This window comes from Pseudomonas sp. B21-031 (assembly GCF_024748985.1).
GTDB classification, from domain to species: Bacteria; Pseudomonadota; Gammaproteobacteria; order Pseudomonadales; family Pseudomonadaceae; genus Aquipseudomonas; species Aquipseudomonas kermanshahensis.
In genome coordinates this window covers 4,299,034-4,318,997 of the sequence record NZ_CP087181.1, presented here as the reverse complement: position 1 = coordinate 4,318,997, position 19,964 = coordinate 4,299,034, and the positions used below count along the sequence as shown (strand labels likewise).

Annotated in this window: 20 protein-coding genes; 7 read left to right on the top strand and 13 right to left on the bottom strand. The window is 62.3% G+C overall.

The features are described from left to right. Positions 1 to 20: 20 nt before the first annotated feature. From LOY53_RS19245 to LOY53_RS19230, 4 genes are all read right to left on the bottom strand, one after another. On the bottom strand, positions 21 to 965 hold the full coding sequence (locus LOY53_RS19245) for a dihydrodipicolinate synthase family protein (protein WP_408981310.1): 945 nt from the start codon (positions 963 to 965) through the stop codon (positions 21 to 23). A gap of 37 nt (positions 966 to 1,002) precedes the next feature. Continuing rightward, positions 1,003 to 2,376: a fosfomycin efflux MFS transporter AbaF gene (abaF, locus tag LOY53_RS19240; protein WP_027593071.1), complete on the bottom strand. Its 1,374-nt coding sequence runs from the start codon at positions 2,374 to 2,376 to the stop codon at positions 1,003 to 1,005. Between the two features lie 264 nt (positions 2,377 to 2,640). Further along, positions 2,641 to 3,261 (bottom strand): GntR family transcriptional regulator, encoded by a 621-nt coding sequence (locus LOY53_RS19235; protein WP_099455885.1) that lies wholly within the window; start codon positions 3,259 to 3,261, stop codon positions 2,641 to 2,643. Between the two features lie 124 nt (positions 3,262 to 3,385). Next, positions 3,386 to 3,913: a hypothetical protein gene (locus tag LOY53_RS19230; protein ID WP_258703149.1), complete on the bottom strand. Its 528-nt coding sequence runs from the start codon at positions 3,911 to 3,913 to the stop codon at positions 3,386 to 3,388. Positions 3,914 to 4,128: 215 nt separating this feature from the next. Here LOY53_RS19230 and LOY53_RS19225 point away from each other — a divergent pair, with 215 nt between their 5' ends. Beyond that, the gene (locus LOY53_RS19225) at positions 4,129 to 5,127 is read left to right on the top strand and encodes a sensor domain-containing diguanylate cyclase (protein ID WP_252825309.1); all 999 of its coding nucleotides are present in this window, start codon (positions 4,129 to 4,131) and stop codon (positions 5,125 to 5,127) included. Positions 5,128 to 5,269: 142 nt separating this feature from the next. On the opposite strand, the gene lpdA is transcribed toward LOY53_RS19225, so the two are convergent. From lpdA to LOY53_RS19205, 4 genes are read right to left on the bottom strand one after another with little or no spacing between them, the layout of a single operon-like run. Then, positions 5,270 to 6,649, bottom strand: a complete 1,380-nt coding sequence (lpdA, locus tag LOY53_RS19220; protein WP_258703148.1) for a dihydrolipoyl dehydrogenase — start codon at positions 6,647 to 6,649, stop codon at positions 5,270 to 5,272. A 2-nt stretch (positions 6,650 to 6,651) separates the two neighbouring features. Continuing rightward, positions 6,652 to 7,938, bottom strand: a complete 1,287-nt coding sequence (locus LOY53_RS19215; protein ID WP_258703147.1) for a dihydrolipoamide acetyltransferase family protein — start codon at positions 7,936 to 7,938, stop codon at positions 6,652 to 6,654. Further along, positions 7,939 to 8,997, bottom strand: a complete 1,059-nt coding sequence (locus LOY53_RS19210) for an alpha-ketoacid dehydrogenase subunit beta (protein ID WP_027593065.1) — start codon at positions 8,995 to 8,997, stop codon at positions 7,939 to 7,941. A gap of 1 nt (position 8,998) precedes the next feature. Further along, complete coding sequence (locus tag LOY53_RS19205) at positions 8,999 to 10,231, bottom strand: 3-methyl-2-oxobutanoate dehydrogenase (2-methylpropanoyl-transferring) subunit alpha (protein WP_258703146.1); 1,233 nt, start codon at positions 10,229 to 10,231, stop codon at positions 8,999 to 9,001. Between the two features lie 197 nt (positions 10,232 to 10,428). On the opposite strand from LOY53_RS19205, the gene bkdR reads away from it, so the two are divergent. The 3 genes from bkdR to LOY53_RS19190 all read left to right on the top strand — a co-directional run bounded on the left by bkdR (position 10,429) and on the right by LOY53_RS19190 (position 13,936). Beyond that, positions 10,429 to 10,914: a Bkd operon transcriptional regulator BkdR gene (gene bkdR, locus LOY53_RS19200; RefSeq protein WP_027593063.1), complete on the top strand. Its 486-nt coding sequence runs from the start codon at positions 10,429 to 10,431 to the stop codon at positions 10,912 to 10,914. Positions 10,915 to 11,223: 309 nt separating this feature from the next. Further along, on the top strand, positions 11,224 to 12,465 hold the full coding sequence (locus LOY53_RS19195) for a glutamine synthetase family protein (protein WP_252827447.1): 1,242 nt from the start codon (positions 11,224 to 11,226) through the stop codon (positions 12,463 to 12,465). A gap of 130 nt (positions 12,466 to 12,595) precedes the next feature. Continuing rightward, on the top strand, positions 12,596 to 13,936 hold the full coding sequence (locus LOY53_RS19190) for an MFS transporter (protein ID WP_027593061.1): 1,341 nt from the start codon (positions 12,596 to 12,598) through the stop codon (positions 13,934 to 13,936). Positions 13,937 to 13,994: 58 nt separating this feature from the next. Here LOY53_RS19190 and LOY53_RS19185 read toward each other — a convergent pair whose 3' ends face one another. The 5 genes from LOY53_RS19185 to flgA all read right to left on the bottom strand — a co-directional run bounded on the left by LOY53_RS19185 (position 13,995) and on the right by flgA (position 17,290). Next, positions 13,995 to 14,573, bottom strand: coding sequence for a hypothetical protein (locus LOY53_RS19185; protein ID WP_252825304.1), 579 nt, complete (start codon positions 14,571 to 14,573; stop codon positions 13,995 to 13,997). Between the two features lie 152 nt (positions 14,574 to 14,725). Then, positions 14,726 to 15,469: a flagellar brake protein gene (locus LOY53_RS19180; protein WP_099454954.1), complete on the bottom strand. Its 744-nt coding sequence runs from the start codon at positions 15,467 to 15,469 to the stop codon at positions 14,726 to 14,728. Positions 15,470 to 15,548: 79 nt separating this feature from the next. Beyond that, positions 15,549 to 16,016, bottom strand: a complete 468-nt coding sequence (locus tag LOY53_RS19175) for a flagella synthesis protein FlgN (protein WP_252825303.1) — start codon at positions 16,014 to 16,016, stop codon at positions 15,549 to 15,551. 50 nt (positions 16,017 to 16,066) lie between these two features. Further along, positions 16,067 to 16,381, bottom strand: a complete 315-nt coding sequence (flgM, locus tag LOY53_RS19170; protein ID WP_099454952.1) for a flagellar biosynthesis anti-sigma factor FlgM — start codon at positions 16,379 to 16,381, stop codon at positions 16,067 to 16,069. Positions 16,382 to 16,537: 156 nt separating this feature from the next. Then, positions 16,538 to 17,290: a flagellar basal body P-ring formation chaperone FlgA gene (gene flgA, locus LOY53_RS19165; protein ID WP_099428628.1), complete on the bottom strand. Its 753-nt coding sequence runs from the start codon at positions 17,288 to 17,290 to the stop codon at positions 16,538 to 16,540. Between the two features lie 77 nt (positions 17,291 to 17,367). Here flgA and LOY53_RS19160 point away from each other — a divergent pair, with 77 nt between their 5' ends. From LOY53_RS19160 to flgB, 3 genes are all read left to right on the top strand, one after another. After that, the gene (locus LOY53_RS19160; protein WP_099428629.1) at positions 17,368 to 18,297 is read left to right on the top strand and encodes a chemotaxis protein CheV; all 930 of its coding nucleotides are present in this window, start codon (positions 17,368 to 17,370) and stop codon (positions 18,295 to 18,297) included. A 51-nt stretch (positions 18,298 to 18,348) separates the two neighbouring features. Next, positions 18,349 to 19,176 carry a protein-glutamate O-methyltransferase CheR gene (cheR, locus tag LOY53_RS19155; protein WP_027593054.1) on the top strand — a complete coding sequence of 276 codons (828 nt, stop codon included), beginning with the start codon at positions 18,349 to 18,351 and terminating at the stop codon, positions 19,174 to 19,176. A 379-nt stretch (positions 19,177 to 19,555) separates the two neighbouring features. Next, the gene (gene flgB / locus LOY53_RS19150; protein ID WP_027593053.1) at positions 19,556 to 19,963 is read left to right on the top strand and encodes a flagellar basal body rod protein FlgB; all 408 of its coding nucleotides are present in this window, start codon (positions 19,556 to 19,558) and stop codon (positions 19,961 to 19,963) included. The last annotated feature ends 1 nt before the right edge of the window (position 19,964 follow it).

Genomic DNA, 19,964 nt, shown 5'->3' with positions numbered 1-19,964 from the left:
TCAGCGATGGATCCGCGCGGTCAGTCTATGTTGTTGGCCGCCGACCAATCGGCGTACCAGCTGCGGAACAACGCATACTGCTGTTCGGCATAGCGACGTTGGGCGTCGCTCAACGCATCGCTTTCGTTGAAGTGCAGGGTGTATTCCTGATCGCCATTGAGCACCATCAGGTGCTTGTAGTACAGGACCAGGTCGCAGCCTTCATCGAACGATGAGAGCACGGCAAGGGCCGCTTCAAGTTCGCCGGCCAGCCGGCGCGCTTTCGCATCGCCTTTGGCTGCGCGTTTGGCCAGCGCGACTAAGTGCAGCACTTCGCGCGGCAGGGCATTGCCGATGCCGGTGATGGCGCCGGTGGCATTGCAGTTGACGAAACCGTGCACCACCTGGGTATCGACGCCCACCATCAAGGTCACGTCGTCATCTTTGGAGGTGATGAATTCTGCGGCATAGCGCAGGTCGGCACCGCCGCCGAATTCCTTGAAGCCGATCAGGTTCGGGTGTTCGCGGCGCAGGTCGAAAAACAGGTCGGCGCGGGTCGCAAAACCATAGTACGGGCTGTTGTAGATCACCGCCGGCAGCTGAGGGGCAGCGTCGAGAATGGCTTTGAAGTGAGCCTTTTGGGCTACCGCCGAGGCGCCGCGGGAGAGCACGCGGGGGATCACCATCAACCCCTGGGCGCCGACCTTGGCCGCATGGGCGGCATGGGCCACGGCTTCGCGGGAATTGACCGCGCCGGTGCCAACGATGGTCGGGATGCCGGCGGCGACCAGGCGGGCCACGCCTTCCTGGCGCTCGGCCTCGGTCAGCAGCGGCCAGTCGCCCATGGAGCCGCAATACACCACGGCGCTCATGCCGGCGTCGATCAACTCGCGGCCTTTGCGTACCAGCGCGTCGAAGTCCGGTTTGCGGTCCGGGGTGCACGGGGTCATCAGGGCGGGGATGGTGCCGGTGAAGATGTTGCTCATGGTCATTACCTCGAGAATTGTCGTTGTTGTTGGTCGGTCAGCGCTTGGCAGTGCGCGCCACGGATTCTTCGTCCACCGCCCGCAGTGATTTGCCGCGTGTCTCCCTGGCGCCGGCGACGGCAATGATCGAGATCACGGCGGAGGCCACCAGGTACCAGGCGATCGGTGTGGAACTGTTGTATTCCTTGAGTAGGGTCACTGCGATCAGCGGGGCCAGCGAACCGGCGAGGATCGGTGCGACCTGGTAGCACAGCGACAGGGCGGTGTAGCGCACATGGGTAGGGAACAGCTCGGCCATCAGGGCGGAGTAGGGCGCGTAGGTCATCGACTCGATGGCCAGCCCCAGGGTGATGGCGGCCATGATCAGCCAGTTGTTGCCGGTGTCCATCATCGGGAAGCCGATGAACCCCCAGAAGGCGGTGAGCACGGCGCCGATCAGGTACACAGGCTTGCGCCCGATGATGTCCGAGAGGTAGCCCATGAACGGGATCATGAAGAAGTGCAGCAGGTGGGCACCAAACATCAGCAGCAGGATCTGCGACGTGTCCTTGTGCACCACCAGTTTGAGGTAGGTGATGGAGAAGGTAACGACGATGTAGTACAGAATGTTTTCGGCAAACCGCGCACCAATGCCGATCAGCACCTCGCGCCAGTATTTGGTGACCACCTCGACCACGCCCAGTTGCTGGCTTTCCATCAACTGCTGGCGGGCCTGGGCTTCTTTGAAGATGGGCGCATCGTCGACTCGGGTACGGATCCAGTAGCCAATCAGCACGACCACCGCCGAGAACCAGAACGCAACGCGCCAACCCCAGTCCAGGAACTGCGCTTCGCTCAGGTTGGTGGAGAGCAGCAAGAGGATGACCGTGGCAATCAAGTTGCCTGCTGGCACGCCGGCTTGCGGCCAGCTGGCCCAGAAGCCGCGGCGGTTGTCCGGGCTGTGTTCGGACACCAGCAATACCGCGCCGCCCCATTCACCGCCAAAAGCAAAGCCCTGGATCAACCTCAGTACCACCAGCAAGATGGGGGCGGCGTAGCCGATGCGTTCGAAGGTGGGCAAGCAGCCCATCAGGAAGGTGGTCACCCCGACGACGATCAGGCTGATCTGCAGCAGGTGCTTGCGGCCGACCTTATCGCCGTAGTGGCCAAACACCAAGCCGCCGATGGGGCGTGCGAGAAAGCCCACGGCGTAAAGGGCGAAAGCCGCGATGATGCCGTCCATCGCACTGCCGGTCTGGCGGAAGAACAGCTGGCCGAACACCAAGGCCGATGCTGTGCCATAGAGAAAGAACTCGTACCACTCGGCAACAGCGCCCGCCATCGCGGCTGCCACCACACGTTTGATGCCCGCAGGCGCCTTGTCTGCTGTGTTCACGGCATTCACTGATGCCGCCGTTGAGGGTGTGGCCATCGTTTTGCACTCCGATACGTATTATTGGAAGAAGGAGTAGGCAGTTCGGCATCGATTGAGTGCCGTGCATTCCTTATATGGTATTTCGTATACGATATCTATATAAGCAAAAACGAAGCCAAACAGGTCGGTCTCGGTATGGCGTGTAGGAGCAGCCTTGTGCTGCGAAGAGGCCGGTGCTGTCGGCGGAGATTTACGGGGCTATTACTGCCTTCTTCGCAGCACAAGGCTGCTCCTACAAAGGGCGCGCGGTGGGGGAGTGATTTAGTTATGGGGCAGGTGATCGTAAAGGCTTTGGCACACACCATTGATGTGCGCTTCGATCAGCCGAGCGGCCAGCTCCACATCCCGCGCACGGCAGGCGGCGACGATATCGCGATGCTCGTGATCGGCCCGGTCCTTGCCCGCCGACAAACTCATCTGCATGCGCAAATAACGTTCGACTTTGTCATGTATGGAGCGAATCAGGCTGATCAAGTAGGGGCGTTTCGCCGGCTCGTACAAACAAGCGTGCAACGCCCAGTTGAGGTCGGCCCAACGGCCGATGTCATCCTCGCCGATAAACTCTGCGCAGATGGCTTCGGCACGGGCAAAGTGTTCTTCGGTCATGTTGGGGATCGCCAGGCGGATCGCCTTCACTTCCAGCAGCACCCTTACCTCGAACATCTGCGCCAGTTCCGGCTCCGAGATGCGCGTGACCAGTGCGCCGCGGTTACGATGAAAGTCCACCAGGCCTTCCGCTTCAAGGCGTTTCAAGGCTTCACGTACGGGAATCTTGCTGACATTGAACGCTTGCGCCACCTCGTCCTGGCGCACGGGTTCGCCTTCGGCGAGCTGGCCTGAAATGATCGCCTCGCGCAGGTGCTTGGCGATGATTTCAGACATTGAAGGGGTCGCCCCCAGGTTGGTGGCTTTGAAGGACGGCAGCGGCACAGGTTTTTCCAGCAGGTGGGCGTTGCGGATATCTTATACGAAACGCAGGGCTATCCACACCAACCGCCGCGTCACCTCACACCTGGCTGGACGCCTGGTCCTCTTCATCTGCAGTTGCTGGCTGCTCCACGACCTGTGCCTCGACCTTTGCCTGGATTTTGCGCTCAATGTCTTCCTTCATGCGCTGGGCGATCAACTCGTCGACCTTCGCCCGTACCTCCGGCGGTAAGCGCGCGTATTCCTCTTCGGTCAGACCCAGTTCGAGCAGTAGCTTTTCCTTGATCATTTCACCTGGCGACTTGGCCATGAAATCGCGAAAATCCTGAAGGGCGTTGCTGGTTGTCTGCGTGTCAGCGCCGGCTTGCTCGCGCGCAGGGCCGTCAGGGTTTTGCAGCGCCACCTTGAGTTTGGCAAAGGCTTCTTCACGTGCATCCTCGGCGTTTTGCTGTGAGGTATTGCCTTGGCTGTGCTGTTGCGCTGCGGCGTTGCCGGTAGCCACTGGCGCGCGCAGTTGCGCGGTCTGGGCAACGGCCTGTTCATCAGCGACGCGCTGGGGTTGGTGAGCGGTGGGCTGCCAGCTGACGCCGTTATGGGCGATTATCATGTTTCCTCCTTGGAAATCTCATTGGCAGGCATTACGCGCAAAAGCCATGCCAGCACTGAACAGGCGCAAAATAGGGCTTTGGGCCTATTCCGGTTACTTCCCGCTGGGCATATGCTTGCCCGTCAGAGGCATTGCCTTGCCGCATGCGGCAACCATCAATACTGTCGGCAGCCCCTTGAACGGAGCGCAGTTGCTGGGCATCAGGGAGAGCGTCCATGAGTCAGGAAACCATGCCGGCACCCGCCGGTTTCAGTGAGCAGCAGCTGCAGACCTTGTTCGAATTGGTAAGTGACGGCATCTGGGACTGGAATGCCAACACCGGCTACGTCTACCGCAACCCAGGCTGGTACGCCATGCTCGGTTATGCCAGCCATTCCATGGCCAACTCGGTGCTCACCTGGGAAAGCGTGATTCACCCGGAGGACTACCCGCGAGTCATGGCGCATTTCGAGGCCTACATCAACCACCGCAACGAGCGCTACCTGATCGAGTACCGCTGCCGCTGCCAGGATGGCAGCTACCTGTGGATCGAAGACAGCGGCTATATCATCGCCCGCAACGACGACGGCTCGGTGGCCCGCATGCTTGGTGCCCACCGCAATATCGATGCCGGCAAGCGGCGGGTGGCCCAGCTTGAGCAGCAGAACCTGTCGCTGGAAGGCCTGGTGGCCGAGCGCACCCGCGAGCTGTCCTGGGTCAACCAGCAATTGCAGCGTCAGCTGGATGAAAACCGCGAACTGGCCGAGCGCGATGCGCTGACCCGCATCGCCAATCGGTACCGGCTGGAAAAAGTGTTGCAGCAAGAGTGCGAGCGCGCCCAGCGCTTCCGCCAGCCCTTATCGCTTATTGCCATGGACGTGGATGACTTCAAGCCGATCAACGACCACTACGGCCATGCCCGTGGCGATGCGGCGCTGGTGCAGGTGGTCGACAACCTGCGCACCTGCCTGCGCGAGCATGACCTACTGGCGCGCTGGGGCGGTGACGAGTTCGTCATCGTGCTGCCGCAGACGGCGCTGGACGATGCGCTTGAAGTGGCCGCACGGTTGCGTCAGGTAATGGAGCAGGTGGAGCCGGTTGGCGAGTGTCGCCTGACCATGAGCTATGGGGTGGTGCAGTGGCAGGAGGGTGAAGACCCGGATGATTTGTTGGCCCGCGCCGACAAGGCCCTGTATCGCGCCAAGGGGGCGGGCAAGAATGCGATAGCTGAATGAGCTGGCGATGGGTGAATTGGGGCCGCTGCGATGGGCTGCGCATCGGCCCCTTTGGCCGCCACAGGTCCCCGCTGAGCGAAAGAAAAAAGACCCGCAGCGCCTTGCGGCGCAGCGGGCCAAATCGGCCTCAGCCGCTTCAGTGTCAGATATGCAAGGCGTGGCCCAGTGCACGCAACGCAGCTTCCTGTACCGCTTCACCCAGTGTCGGGTGAGCGTGGATGGTGCCGGCAATGTCCTCAAGGCAAGCGCCCATTTCCAGCGATTGTGCAAACGCCGTGGACAGTTCCGAGACCGCCACACCAACCGCCTGCCAACCCAAGATCAGGTGATTGTCGCGGCGCGCTACCACGCGAACGAAGCCGGCTTTTGACTCAAGGCTCATGGCCCGCCCATTGGCCGCGAACGGGAACTGCGCAACGATGCAGTCCAGGCCTTGTTGGCTGGCTTGCTCCGGCGTCTTGCCGACCACTACGATTTCCGGGTCGGTGAAGCACACCGCGGCGATCGCATTCGGCTCGAAACGCCGTGCCTTGCCGGCGATGATCTCGGCGACCATCTCGCCCTGGGCCATCGCCCGGTGTGCGAGCATCGGTTCACCCGCCACGTCACCGATGGCCCAGACATTGCGCATGCTGGTCTGGCAGCGTTCGTCGATGACGATGGCGGCGCCGTTCATCTTCAGTTCCAGCGATTCAAGGTTGAAACCTTGCGTACGTGGGCGCCGGCCCACAGCCACCAGCACCCGGTCGGCCTCCAGGCGCAGTGGCTGGCCCTGGCCGTCACGGGCCAGCAGGCAACCGTTCTCATAACCCTCGACGCTATGGCCCAGGTGCACGGCAATACCCAGCTTCTTCAGCGCCTCGGCCACCGGGGCGGTCAGCTCGCTGTCGTAGGTCGGCAGGATGCGCTCGCGCGCTTCCACCACGCTCACCTGCGCGCCCAGCTTGCGGTAGGCGATACCCAGCTCCAGGCCGATATAGCCACCGCCCACCACAACCAGGTGCTGCGGCAAGGCTTCGGGGGCCAGCGCTTCGGTCGAGGAAATGATCGGCCCGCCCAGCGGCAGCATCGGCAGTTCGACGCTGTTGGAACCGGTCGCCAGCAACAGGTGCTCGCACTGGATGCGTTGGCCGTCGACGTCGACATGCTTGCCGTCGAGTACCTTCGCCCAGCCATGGATCACCTTGACCCCGTGCTTTTTCAGCAAGGCAGCCACCCCGGTGGTCAGGCGGTCGACGATGCCGTCTTTCCAGGCCACGCTGCGGGTGATGTCCAGGCGCGGTGAGCTGACACTGATGCCCAGTGCCGATGGCTCGGTGTAGCGCGAGGTCTGGTGGAACTGCTCGGCGACATGGATCAACGCCTTGGACGGAATGCAGCCAACGTTGAGGCAAGTGCCGCCCAACGCCTGGCCTTCCACCAGCACGGTGGGAATACCCAGTTGCCCGGCGCGGATGGCGGCTACATAGCCGCCAGGGCCGCCGCCGATGATCAGCAGGGTGGTTTCGATAGTCTGTTGCATGCTCACTCCACGAACAGGCAGGCGGGTTGCTCAAGCAGGCCACGCACGGCCTGGATGAACAGCGCAGCATCCATGCCGTCGACCACCCGGTGGTCGAACGAGCTGGACAGGTTCATCATCTTGCGTATGACGATCTGGCCGTCGATCACCATCGGCCGCTCGACCATGCGGTTGACGCCGACGATCGCCACTTCCGGGGTGTTGACCACCGGTGTACTGACGATGCCGCCCAACGCGCCGAGGCTGGTCAGGGTGATGGTCGAGCCGGACAGTTCCTCGCGGCTGGCTTTGTTGCTGCGCGCAGCGGTCGCCAAACGGCCGATCTCGCTGGCATTGCCCCACAGGCTGCCGGCTTCGGCATGGCGCAGTACCGGTACCATCAAGCCATTGTCGCCTTGGGTGGCGATGCCCACATGCACCGCGCCATGGCGGGTGATGATTTGCGCTTCGTCGTCATAGGTGGCGTTGATCTGCGGGAAGTCGCGCAGGGCCACGACCAACGCGCGGACCAAAAACGGCAGCAGGGTCAGCTTGCCGCGGCTGTCGCCGTGCTTCTGGTTGAGCTGCTGGCGCAGAGCTTCCAGGGCCGTGACGTCGATCTCTTCGACGTAGCTGAAATGCGCGACCCGGCGCTTGGCGTCCTGCATGCGCTGGGCGATTTTGCGGCGCAGGCCGATGACTTGCACCTGTTCGCTGTCGGTGCGCTTGGCGTAGCCACTGGGCGCTTGCCCGGCGGCAGTCTGTGGCTTGCTCATGAACGCATCGAGGTCTTCGTGCAGGATGCGCCCGGCTGGGCCGCTGCCATGCACGTAGCGCAGCTCGATACCGGCATCCAGCGCACGCTTGCGCACGGCCGGGGAGGCCAGCGGCTTGTCGCCCGCCTGGCGCGGCACGATGGGCGCGGCTGTGGCTGTGGCTGTGGCCTGGCAGGCTGGCGCTGCGACTGCGGCACGCGCTGGCGGTGTGTTGGCGACTGGCGCCGCCACTGGCTCGACGGGCTTGGCTTCGGCGGGTTTGCCCTGCGGCGCGTCGACATGGTTGCCGCTGCCTTCCACTTCGATGCGGATCAGCTCGCTGCCGACTGCCATCACTTCACCCGGCTGGCCACCCAGGGCCAATACCTTGCCGCTGACCGGCGAAGGGATTTCCACGGTCGCCTTGTCGGTCATGACATCGGCCACCACCTGGTCTTCGGCGATCACGTCGCCGACCTTGACGAACCACTCGACCAACTCGACTTGCGCGATGCCTTCGCCAATGTCCGGCATCTTGATGACGTGCGTGCCCATTCAGACCTCCATGACCCGTTTCAATGCCGCACCTACCCGCGAAGGCCCTGGGAAGTAAGCCCATTCCTGTGCGTGAGGGTAGGGGGTGTCCCAACCGGTGACGCGCTCGATCGGCGCTTCGAGGTGATGGAAACAGTGCTCCTGAACCAGCGCCACCAACTCGGCACCGAAACCGCAGGTACGGGTAGCCTCGTGCACCACCACGCAACGGCCGGTCTTTTTCACCGACTCGACGATGGTCTCCAGGTCCAGCGGCCACAGGCTGCGCAGGTCGATGACTTCGGCATCGACGCCGGTTTCCTCGGCAGCCACCTGGGCCACGTAGACCGTGGTGCCATACGTCAGCACGGTAACGTCGCTGCCGGGGCGGGTGATTGCCGCCTTGTCCAGCGGCACGGTGTAGTAGCCATCCGGCACGGCGCTGTGCGGGTGCTTGGACCACGGCGTCACAGGGCGGTCGTGGTGGCCGTCGAACGGGCCGTTGTAGAGGCGTTTTGGCTCAAGGAAGATGACCGGGTCGTCGCATTCGATCGAGGCGATCAGCAGGCCCTTGGCGTCATAGGGGTTGGACGGCATGACAGTGCGTAGCCCGCACACTTGGGTGAACATCGCTTCGGGGCTCTGGCTGTGCGTCTGGCCGCCATAGATGCCGCCACCGCAGGGCATGCGCAGGGTCAGCGGGGAGATGAACTCGCCGGCCGAGCGATAGCGCAGGCGGGCCATTTCCGACACGATCTGGTCGGAAGCCGGGTAGAAGTAGTCGGCAAACTGGATTTCCACCACCGGGCGCAGGCCGTAGGCGCCCATGCCCACGGCAGTGCCGACGATGCCGCTTTCCGAGATCGGGGCGTCGAACACACGCGACTTGCCGTACTTGGTCTGTAAGCCTTCGGTGCAGCGGAACACGCCACCGAAGTAGCCGACGTCCTGGCCGTAGATCACGACATTGTCGTCACGCTCGAGCATGATATCCATGGCCGAGCGCAGGGCCTGGATCATGGTCATGGTAGTGGTGGCCATGGCGGTTTCCGGGTTGATGCTGTTGTTATGGTCGTTCATCTCAAACCCCCAGTTCCTGGCGTTGACGGCGCAGGTGTTCGGGCATTTCCTTGTACACGTCCTCGAACATCGAGGCCGCGCTCGGGATATGGCCGTTGGCCAGGGTGCCGTACTGTTCAGCTTCCTTCTGCGCGGCGATGACCGCAGCCTCGAACTCGGCGGTGACCACCTGGTGTTCTTCCTCGGACCAGTGGCCGATCTTGATCAGGTGCTGCTTCAGGCGGGCGATCGGGTCGCCCAGCGGGAAGTGGCTCCAGTCATCGGCAGGGCGGTACTTGGACGGGTCGTCGGAGGTGGAGTGCGGGCCGGCACGGTAAGTGACCCATTCGATCAGGCACGGGCCCAGGCCACGGCGGGCGCGTTCGGCGGCCCAGCGCGAGGCGGCGTACACAGCGACGAAGTCATTGCCGTCGACGCGCAGTGAGGCGATACCGCAGCCCACGCCACGGCCGGCGAAGGTAGTCGATTCACCGCCAGCAATGGCCTGGAAGGTGGAGATCGCCCACTGGTTGTTGACCACGTTGAGGATCACCGGCGCGCGGTACACGTGGGCAAAGGTCAGGGCGGTGTGGAAGTCCGATTCGGCGGTGGCGCCGTCGCCGATCCAGGCCGAGGCGATCTTGGTATCGCCCTTGATCGCCGAAGCCATGGCCCAGCCAACCGCCTGCACGAACTGGGTCGCCAGGTTGCCGCTGATGGTGAAGAAGCCGGCCTCGCGTACCGAATACATGATCGGCAGCTGGCGCCCCTTGAGCGGGTCGCGCTCGTTGGACAGCAACTGGCAGATCATCTCCACCAGCGACACGTCGCGGGCCATCAGGATGCTCTGCTGGCGGTAGGTGGGGAAGCACATGTCGGTGCGGTTCAGGGCCAGGGCCTGGGCGCTGCCGATGGCTTCCTCGCCCAGGCTCTGCATGTAGAAGGACATCTTTTTCTGGCGCTGGGCAACCACCATGCGGCTGTCGAAGATGCGCGTCTTGAGCATGGCGCGCATGCCTTGGCGCAGTACCTGCGGGTCGATGTCTTCGGCCCATGGGCCGAGGGCGTCACCGTGCGCGTCCAATACGCGGATAAGGCTGTTGGACAGCTCTGCGGTGTCGGCAGCGTCGACGTCGATGGACGGTTTGCGGACAACACCTGCATCGTTCAGACGCAGGTAGGAAAAATCGGTCTGGCAGCCTGGCCGGCCGGTGGGCTCGGGCACATGCAAACGCAGGGGGGCGTACTCGTTCATGCTTTTTACGCTCGCTCGAATGTTGTTTTTGTGAGCTCTGAAGCGGCCGCCGCTGAGTACCGGCTTGTGACTGGTAAGTCAGCGTCACCTACATCTTAGTGGCACGGCAGGAGAATTTTTCTCTCAAGTTGGTTGCCTTTGCTGACGGGCGCAGATAAACATTCCGCATAAACACAAAAAACCGGTGAATTTGTCTCATGCGCAAACTCGATCGTACCGATATCGGTATTCTCAACAGCCTTCAGGAAAACGCCCGCATCACCAACGCGGAGCTGGCGCGCTCGGTCAACTTGTCGCCGACCCCCTGTTTTAATCGGGTCAAAGCGATGGAAGAGCTGGGGGTGATCCGCCAGCAGGTGACCTTGTTGTCGCCGGAGGCGTTGGGGCTGGACGTGAATGTGTTCATCCATGTGAGCCTGGAAAAACAGGTCGAGCAGTCGCTGCACCGCTTCGAGGAAGAGATCGCCGAGCGCCCCGAGGTGATGGAGTGCTACCTGATGACGGGCGACCCGGATTACCTGCTGCGGGTGCTCCTTCCCAGTATTCAAGCGCTGGAGCGCTTTCTCGATTACCTGACGCGGTTGCCGGGCGTGGCGAATATCCGGTCGAGTTTTGCCTTGAAGCAGGTGCGCTATAAAACGGCGCTGCCGTTGCCCGCGAATGGGATGACCCTGCGCGAATAAGTGAAGCGGAATTACACACACCTGTAGGAGCAGCCTTGTGCTGCGAAGAGGCCGGTAATGACTGCAAAGATGTGCAGCGCGATCACCGGCCTCTTCGCAGCACAAGGCTGCTCCTACAGAATGGGGGCCATCCAGAATCAGGTGCTTGATATTTTAAACACCCCCAGCCTATGTTGTTGCCAGCCTATAACAACAAGGACAAGCGTCATGACCACCCCAGGCCCGAGCACCCTCGCCGAGCACCTCCAGGGCATCGATGAAATCGAATGCGTCACCCCCGACCTCAATGGTGTACCGCGCGGCAAGGTGATGACCGCCGAGGGCTTCCTCGAAGGCCGGCGCCTGCAGATGGCCCGCGGTGTACTGTTGCAATGCATCATGGGGGGGTACCCGCCGGCACGGTTCTATGGCAGTGATGATGGCGACCTGGCGCTGGTGGCCGAGCCCGCTCACATTCACCGCCTGCCTTGGAGTGAAGACGGCCGGGCCTTGGCAATATGCGATGCCAACGAACTGGATGGCAGGTCTTCGGCGTTGTCCACCCGCGGTCAGCTCAAGGCGGTCATCGCCCGCTATGCGGCGTTGGGCCTGGCGCCGGTGGTGGCGACGGAGCTCGAGTTCTTCGTCTTCGCCCCCAACACCGACCCGCAGCAGCCGTTCTTGCCGCCACTGGGCAAGGATGGCCGCCGGGAGCTGGGCCATTCGGCGTTCAGTGTCAGCTCTAACAACGGCCTGCGGCCGTTCTTCAATGAGGTCTACCACTGCATGGCGGCGCTTGGCCTGCCGCGCGACACCTTCATGCACGAGATGGGCATCAGCCAGTTCGAGATCAACCTCTTGCACGGTGACCCGCTGCTGCTGGCCGACCAGACGTTCCTGTTCAAACACCTGCTCAAGGAAGTGGCGCTCAAGCATGGGCTGACCGTGGTGTGCATGGCCAAGCCATTGGCGCATACGCCGGGCAGTTCCATGCACATCCACCAGAGCCTGGTGGACATCGACAGCGGCCGAAATGTGTTCAGCGATGACCTGGGGCAACCGACCGAGACCTTCTACCACTTCATCGGTGGCCAGCAAGCGTGCATGGCTGATTTCACTGCGCTGTTCGCACCCAACGTCAACTCGTATCAGCGGCTTTGTCACCCCTACGCCTCGCCCAACAATGCGTGTTGGTCCGAGGACAACCGTGCCGCAGGGCTGCGCATCCCGGCCAGTGCGCCGGTGGCCAGGCGCGTGGAAAACCGCCTGCCGGGCGCCGACGCCAACCCCTACCTGGCCATCGCCGCCAGCCTGGCGGCCGGGCTGCATGGCATCGAGCAACGCCTGCAGCCGGCCCCGGCGATTCAGGGTGAGTTCGCTGTGCCAGAGCACCTGAGCCTGCCATGCACGTTGCACGCTGCACTCGAACGGCTGAAGCGCAGTGCGCTGGCGCGGGAACTGTTCGGGGCTGAGTTCATCGAAGGCTACGTCGCCACCAAGACCCTGGAGCTGAGCGATTTCTTCGATGAGATCACACCCTGGGAGCGGCGTGTGCTGGCGGCACAGGCCTGATCGCGACACAACCACTACTGGACGCGTCCCTCGTTGGCTATTTCGGCGGCAGGGGACTGCGCCGCGGCGAAATTGCTTTTATGCTAGCCAGCAAGCCAACGCCACCTGACCAGGGAGCCCGACGGGACGTATGCGAAACATCTGGAAGCCGTTTCAGTCGCTGTATTTCGCTGCCTTGATGATGCTTATCGGCTCGGGCTTGCTCAGTACCTACCTGGCACTGCGCCTGGCAGCCGATCATGTCGACAGCTTGTGGGTCGGTGCGCTGATGGCCGCCAACTACTTTGGCCTGGCCGTGGGCGGCAAGGTCGGCCACCGGCTGATCGGCCGGGTAGGGCACATCCGCGCGTATGCGACCTGCGCCGGCATTGTCTGTGCGGCGGTGCTGGGCCATGGCATGACCAACTGGCTCCCGGCTTGGGTCGGGCTGCGGATGGTGGTCGGCTTGGGGATGATGTGCCAGTACATGGTCATCGAGAGCTGGCTCAACGAACAAGCCGACGCCAAACACCGGGGTGCGGTGTTCAGTGGCTACATGATCGCCTCCTACCTCGGGTTGGTGCTCGGCCAACTGATCCTGGTGGTGCACCCTGAACTCGGCCCTGAGCTGCTGATGCTGGTCGCCATGTGCTTTGCCCTGTGCCTGGTGCCGGTGGCAATGACCCGGCGCATCCACCCGGCGCCTTTGCGGCCGGCGCCGATGGAACCGAAATTTTTCATCAAGCGCGTGCCGCAGTCACTCAGTACGGTGCTGGGCTCGGGCTTGATCGTCGGTTCGTTCTACGGCCTCGCGCCGCTGTACGCCTCCAGCCAGGGGTTGAGCACCGAGCAGATCGGTCTGTTCATGGGTAGCTGCATCTTTGCCGGGCTGGTGGTGCAGTGGCCATTGGGCTGGCTGTCTGACCGTTACGACCGCGCGGTGCTGATCCGCAGTGCCGCGGTGGGGCTGGCGCTGGCCTCGGCGCCCTTGGCGATTTTGCCCAGCGTGCCGCTGGAGCTGCTGTTCGGTATCGGCTTTGTCATCTCGTTGCTGCAGTTCTGCCTGTATCCGTTGGCGGTGGCGTTTTCCAATGACCATGTGGAGAGCGAGCGCCGCGTTTCGCTGACGGCCATGCTGCTGGTCACCTATGGTGTCGGCGCCTGTATCGGGCCACTGGCGGCAGGGGTATTGATGAAGGTGTTGGGCGCGCAGATGCTCTATGCCTTCTTCGTGTTCTTCGCGCTGGTGCTGGTGTGGCGCATTCGGCCGAAAGCGGTCACCGGGCTGCACCAGGTGCAGGACGCTCCATTGGGCCACGTGGCGATGCCAGCGGCTGGTTCGCCGTTGTCGGCGGCGCTCGACCCGCGGGTCGATGAGCAGACCGTGCAGGATGTGATGCAGACGCCGGTGGCGGCCGAGGATACCGAAGAAGAGCAGGCGGCGAGTGAGCGTGGTGTCAAACCTGAGGTCGAGGTCGACAGGTCGGTGTGACGCGGCGTGGGCACCGATGAAGGGGCGCTGCTAGCTTCATCGGTGGGCCACGCGGCAGTCATTCAACCTTGATGTCGTGCAGGTGGAATCTCAAGATATCGCCTTCTTTGTTACCGGCGTGCAAGAACCAGTTACGTAGCGGTGGGCTGGTTCTTGAGTATCGCGCCTCCACTTGCGCGACTCTGTGGCCCTCTTTGTCACGCAGGTAGAACTCGACATTCTCGGCGCTCTCCAGGTCGCCATCCCATGTGCCGAGCAATTCCATTTTCCACGTGTCCTGCAAGGCGGGCAGCCGGGCCAGTAGGCTGGGTGGGAAGATGCAGTTGGCAAGATCATCCCCCCACGCATACCCATACAAGCCCAGCCAGCCGTTTGAGTTCTGCTCGAGCCGGCCGCTGAGAAACTTTGGGCCCGTCGCGCAGTTGATCTTGTAATAGAGGCGGTTTTTCGTTGCCTCGATGAAGGTGAAGGTGAATTCGATCGGCCTGAAGCTGACGGAGTCGCCTCGCTTGTAATCGGTGCACAGCCAGCCGTCCTGGTCGGCGGAAAAAAACGGATGGGCCCATAAAGGCGTATCGATCACCCCGACCTGGCCGTATTGGCAATGCAGCGCGGCTGTGAATGTTGAACGAATCATAGAGTCCCGGCTCCTGAAGGCGCCTGAAGTCGGCGCGGCGCAAGCCACACTATGCAGTCGGTCAAATAACGGTAACGGGGAATCCCTTCTGGCTACAGCGATGGGGCCGCGCAGCAGCCCCTTCGGCCTTCGCTGAAAGCCAGGCAGGCGGATCAGTAATCGTCTTTATCGAACCGACGCGCTTCGCGCTGCAGCTGGTAGACGAAACTCTCGATCTTGCGCTGCGCCTGGCCACTGAGGTTATGGAAGCGCACGCCCGCGAAGGTGGTGTTGATGCGCTCCTCGAAGTGCAGATGGCGCAGTTCGACCATGGTGTCCACCAGGCCCAGCGGGTTGCCAGCCTTGAAGCGCTCGTACACCTGGCCCAGTTGCAGGCGATCCTCGACGTTGCCGTCGAAACGCAATTTGCAGCCGGTGGCGGAGATGTCCAGCAGCTTGCCGCGCAGGGCGCCGTTGCCTTTGAGGTGGGTGCCGTCGAGGATGATGTCGACCAGTTGCGACAGCTTCAGCGCAGCACGGAAGGCGTTGCGGCGCTGGTGGTAGGTCATTTCTTCAGGCATTGCGCCGCGGTAGCAGCGGTGGCCGTCGACTTCACTGATGGTCAGCGGGGCATTGCATTCCCAGGCGATGCGCACGCCATCGTGGAAGCCCTCGACGCGGAACGGTTCGCCGTTCTCGATGAATTTTTCCCCGTCGCGGGGGATCATCTCGTCCAGTGCCAGGGTATTGCTGTCGCGGTCGACATGCACCACGTAGCTCTGGAAGCGCTGGCTGCGATCAGGGAAGGTGATGATCAGGGGGTCATGGCTTTCCTGCAGCTGTCGCAGGTTGGCCGCGATCTCCAAAGGCGTACTGAGCACCTTTGGCGGCTGCGGGGCATCGGCTTCATTGAACACGGCTAATCACTCTCCAGGCAAAAACGACACACGCAAGTAACGGCATTTTGCCAGTATGTGACGTGGCTTGATAGAAGTATCACACTTGGCTGAGGGCGCGCGGCTTGGCCAGCAGCGAGGTGCTGCCGCGGCTGTCGTAGAGCGACGGAGAATCGCCACCCATGAGGATTCTGACCTGATTGTTGGTGATGTGTTGCTGCACCTGGATGATCCGGCCGTTGGTCTCGTTGACCTGCTGGCAGGTGTCCATCAGTTGCGAGAGCATGTCCAGCCGTTGCAGCATCGCCTCGCCATGCTGTGACTGCGCGGCCACTGCCTGCACACCGGCGCGGTCGGCGCTGAGGCCGAGGCTGGTGAGCAAGTGGCTGCGCCGCTGCCCATGCTGCTCGAGCAAGATGATCAATGACTGCTTGCGGGCCAGGATCTGTTCCAGCAGCGCCATGTCGCGGCCATGCAGGGCAATCGCTTCTTTTTGAAGAAGGTCGAGCAGTTCCTGCATCGGGGCGATGTCATCTTCGATCAGTTGCAGCAAGGTGGTGTCGTGCATGGCTAACTCTTGGCTTTAGTAAGCGTCCGTGAAGTCAGCGCGCCGAACGGTCAGCGCTGGGCTTCGAAATCGAGCAGTTTGCTGGCAACCCGGCCGGCATCGACCTGGTAGCTGCCATCGGCGATGGCCTGTTTCAACTGGGCCACGCGGGCGCTGTTGACGACGGGCTGGTCGCGCAGCGTATCGCTGACCTTCTGCAACTGCTGTGCCTCTTGGCTGAGGTGTACTGCCTCTCCGCTGGCGCTGGTGCCTTTTGGCGCTTCCGGGCTGGCAGCGGCCTTATCGGCGCTGCCGGCCGCAGCATTGCCGCGAACGCCGCCCGTAACGGACGGAGAGTTATTCAAACGACTGAAGTCGATGACCATGATCAGAAACCCCTGGGTATTTGGACGCTTGCCTTGTTTTCGGCCAACCCGAAAGAAACTTTAGGCCCAATTGCGTAGCCGCCTGTCAGCAAGCCCGCGAACCCGTTTTCTGACACAGTTTAGGAAAAGCGGTTCCACACCGCCAGCACAATGCCGCTACATCGTCACCTCGACCTGGCCGGGGCCGGTCACCCTGGCCTTGATCACCCGTTTGGAATTCAGGTTGCGCACCCGGATCTGTTCGCTCAGGCCGCCCTTGCTCAACGCTTCGCCGGGCATGCGCACGCTCAGGCTGCCGCTGCGGGCGATGATCACCACCTGGTCGCCCTTGCGCACCACCTCCGCTTGCTCAAGGTGCTGCGGGGTAAGGACCTGGTCGATGACCGTGGGGCGTAGCATCTTCATGCCCACCGCCTGGTCCAGCTCACTGAGAAAACCTTGGCCAAGGGTGCCGACATCGCGCTCGCGCAGCGCCACGTCGCCTTCGCCTACCACGTTGTCACGCTTGAGCGGGCGGGTGACCACCACCACGTCGCGGAACAGCCGCACCGTTGCCGGCACGAACACGGTCCACGGCGCGGCACTGTCGCAGCGGACCCGCACCGTGACCCGGCCCAGCGGCTGCGCGGGGCTTTCCAGCGACGCGTCCAGCGGCTGACTGCACAGCGGCATGCGCAAGCGCGGGTCAAGGGTGCTGACCTGGATCTCGTAACGGCCGGCGGTCTGGGTGCTGGCCAGATAATCTTCTACGGTGAATTCAAGAAACCCTTGGGTGACACCGATAAGCTGTTCAGGCAAGGTAAAAGCGTCCGCCAGCGTGCGAACGCCGGGCGCCAGCAGGCACAGCGTGGCCAGCGAGCCAGTCAGCAGGTGCGTCAATCGTCGGAAAAATGTCGTTTTCGTGTACATGGCGCTCAAAAAAGCAAAGCCCGTGCCGACTCGGTACCTGAATTGCAACGAAAGGCTGAAACGTTAAGGAGTCTGGCATGGCGGGTGTTATGGATTCGGTCAACCAGCGCACTCAGCTGGTGGGGCAGAATCGCCTGGAATTGTTGCTGTTCCGCCTCAATGGCGGTCAGCTCTACGGCATCAACGTGTTCAAGGTCAGAGAGGTGCTGCAGTGCCCGGCGCTGACCTTGCTGCCCAAGTCACACCCGGTGGTGCGCGGCGTGGCCAACATTCGTGGGGCGACCATCCCGATCCTCGACCTGTCGATGGCCACGGGGTTGGCGCCGCTGCAGGAAGACACGCGCAACAGTTTTGTGATCATCACCGAATACAACACCAAGACCCAGGGCTTCCTGGTGCACTCGGTCGAGCGCATCGTCAACATGAACTGGGAAGAAATCCACCCGCCACCCAAGGGCACCGGCCGCGACCATTACCTGACCGCCGTCACCCGTGTCGACAACCGCATGGTCGAGATCATCGACGTGGAGAAGGTGCTGGCCGAAGTGGCACCGTCGTCCGAACAGGTGTCTGCCGGGGTGGTCGATGCCGAGGTGCAGGACAAGGCCGTACTGCTGCGGGTGCTGACCGTCGACGATTCGTCGGTGGCGCGCAAGCAGGTCAGCCGCTGCCTGCAAACCGTCGGTGTCGAGGTGGTAGCGCTCAACGACGGCCGCCAGGCGCTCAATTACCTGCGCCAGCTGGTGGAGGAGGGCAAGCGGCCGGAAGAAGAGTTCCTGATGATGATCTCGGACATTGAAATGCCAGAAATGGACGGCTATACGCTCACCGCAGAGATCCGCAGCGATCCGCGCATGCAAAAATTGCACATCGTCCTGCATACTTCGCTCTCCGGGGTATTCAACCAGGCGATGGTCAAAAAAGTCGGCGCCGATGATTTCCTGGCCAAGTTCAAGCCGGACGACCTGGCCCAGCGCGTGGTCGACCGGATCAAAGCAACGCATTGAAGCAGCCGGGAGTCCGCTCCCGGCACCAGCGATTGAAAAGAGGCGGCAAGAGTGTCTACGGGTAATTTGGATTTCGAACAGTTCCGGGTCTTCCTGGAGAAAGCCTGTGGCATCCTGCTGGGCGAGAATAAGCAGTACCTGGTCTCCAGCCGTCTCAACAAGCTGATGGAGCAACAGGGCATCAAGAGCCTGGGCGAGCTGGTGCAGCGCATCCAGGCCCAGCCGCGCAGCGGTTTGCGCGAACAGGTGGTCGACGCGATGACGACCAACGAAACCCTGTGGTTCCGCGATTCCTATCCCTTCGAGGTGTTGAAGAACAAGGTCATCCCTGAGTTCATCAAGAACAACCCAGGCCAGCGCCTGCGCATGTGGTCGGCGGCGTGCTCGTCGGGGCAGGAGCCTTACTCGATCTCGATGGCCATCGACGAGTTCGAGCGCAGCAACCTGGGCCAGTTGAAGATGGGTGCACAGATCGTCGCCACCGACCTGTCCGGGACCATGTTGAACAACTGCAAAACCGGTGAATACGATAGCCTGGCCATCGCCCGCGGCCTGTCGCAAGAGCGCCTGCAGCGCTACTTCGACCCTAAAGGGCCGGGGCGTTGGGCGGTCAAGCCGGCCATTCGCAGCCGCGTCGAGTTCCGCTCGTTCAACCTGCTCGACAGCTACGCGAGCCTGGGCAAGTTCGACATCGTGTTCTGCCGCAATGTGCTGATCTACTTTTCGGCCCAGGTGAAGAAGGACATCCTGCTGCGCATCCACAGTACGCTCAAGCCTGGTGGGTACCTGTTCCTGGGTGCCTCGGAGGCGCTGAACGGGTTGCCGGACCATTACCAGATGGTGCAGTGCAGCCCCGGGATCATCTACCAGGCCAAGTAAAGCCAGGCGCGATTCCTGTAGGAGCAGCCTTGCGCTGCGAAGAGGCCGGTGAGGCTGCAGTAGATTTACTGCACTTGCACCGGCCTCTTCGCAGCACAAGGCTGCTCCTACACCGGCCTCTTCGCAGCACAAGGCTGCTCCTACACGGGTCTGGTTTCGGCCGTGGTGGTCTGACGTCAATATTTTGTTTTGCCGCTTTTGCCGCCCGGCGATTGCCGCTTTTCCCTCCCCAAGCGGAAGCACTTTGCCGCTTTTCTGGCATACCGCCTGCCCCCTGCCCCCTCGCAACCCCCTGTTTCCGGGCTTTGCGTCGGTTGGCACAGCCCTTGCTATAGCTTGACCAACGACACTCCGGTCAACCTCCGAAGGTTTCCCCGACATGAGCATCAGTTTCGACAAGGCGCTTGGCATTCACGAAAAGGCCCTGGGCTTCCGCGCCCAGCGCGCCGAAGTGCTGGCCAACAACATCGCCAACGCCGACACGCCCAACTACAAGGCGCGTGACATGGACTTCTCTTCGGTGCTCGCCGCCGAGAGTGAAAAGCAGCAAAGCGGCCGCTTCGCCTTGGACCGCACCAACAGCCGGCACATCGAGGCCGACGGCCTGGCCCTCAGCGACGAGGCGCTCAAATACCGCACGCCGTTGCAGCCGTCGATCGACCAGAACACCGTGGATGCCCAGATCGAGCAATCGAACTACGCGGAAAACGCCATCGGTTTCCAGGCCAGCTTCACCTTGCTCAACAGTAAATTCAAAGGGCTGGTTTCGGCCCTGCGCGGAGAGTAAC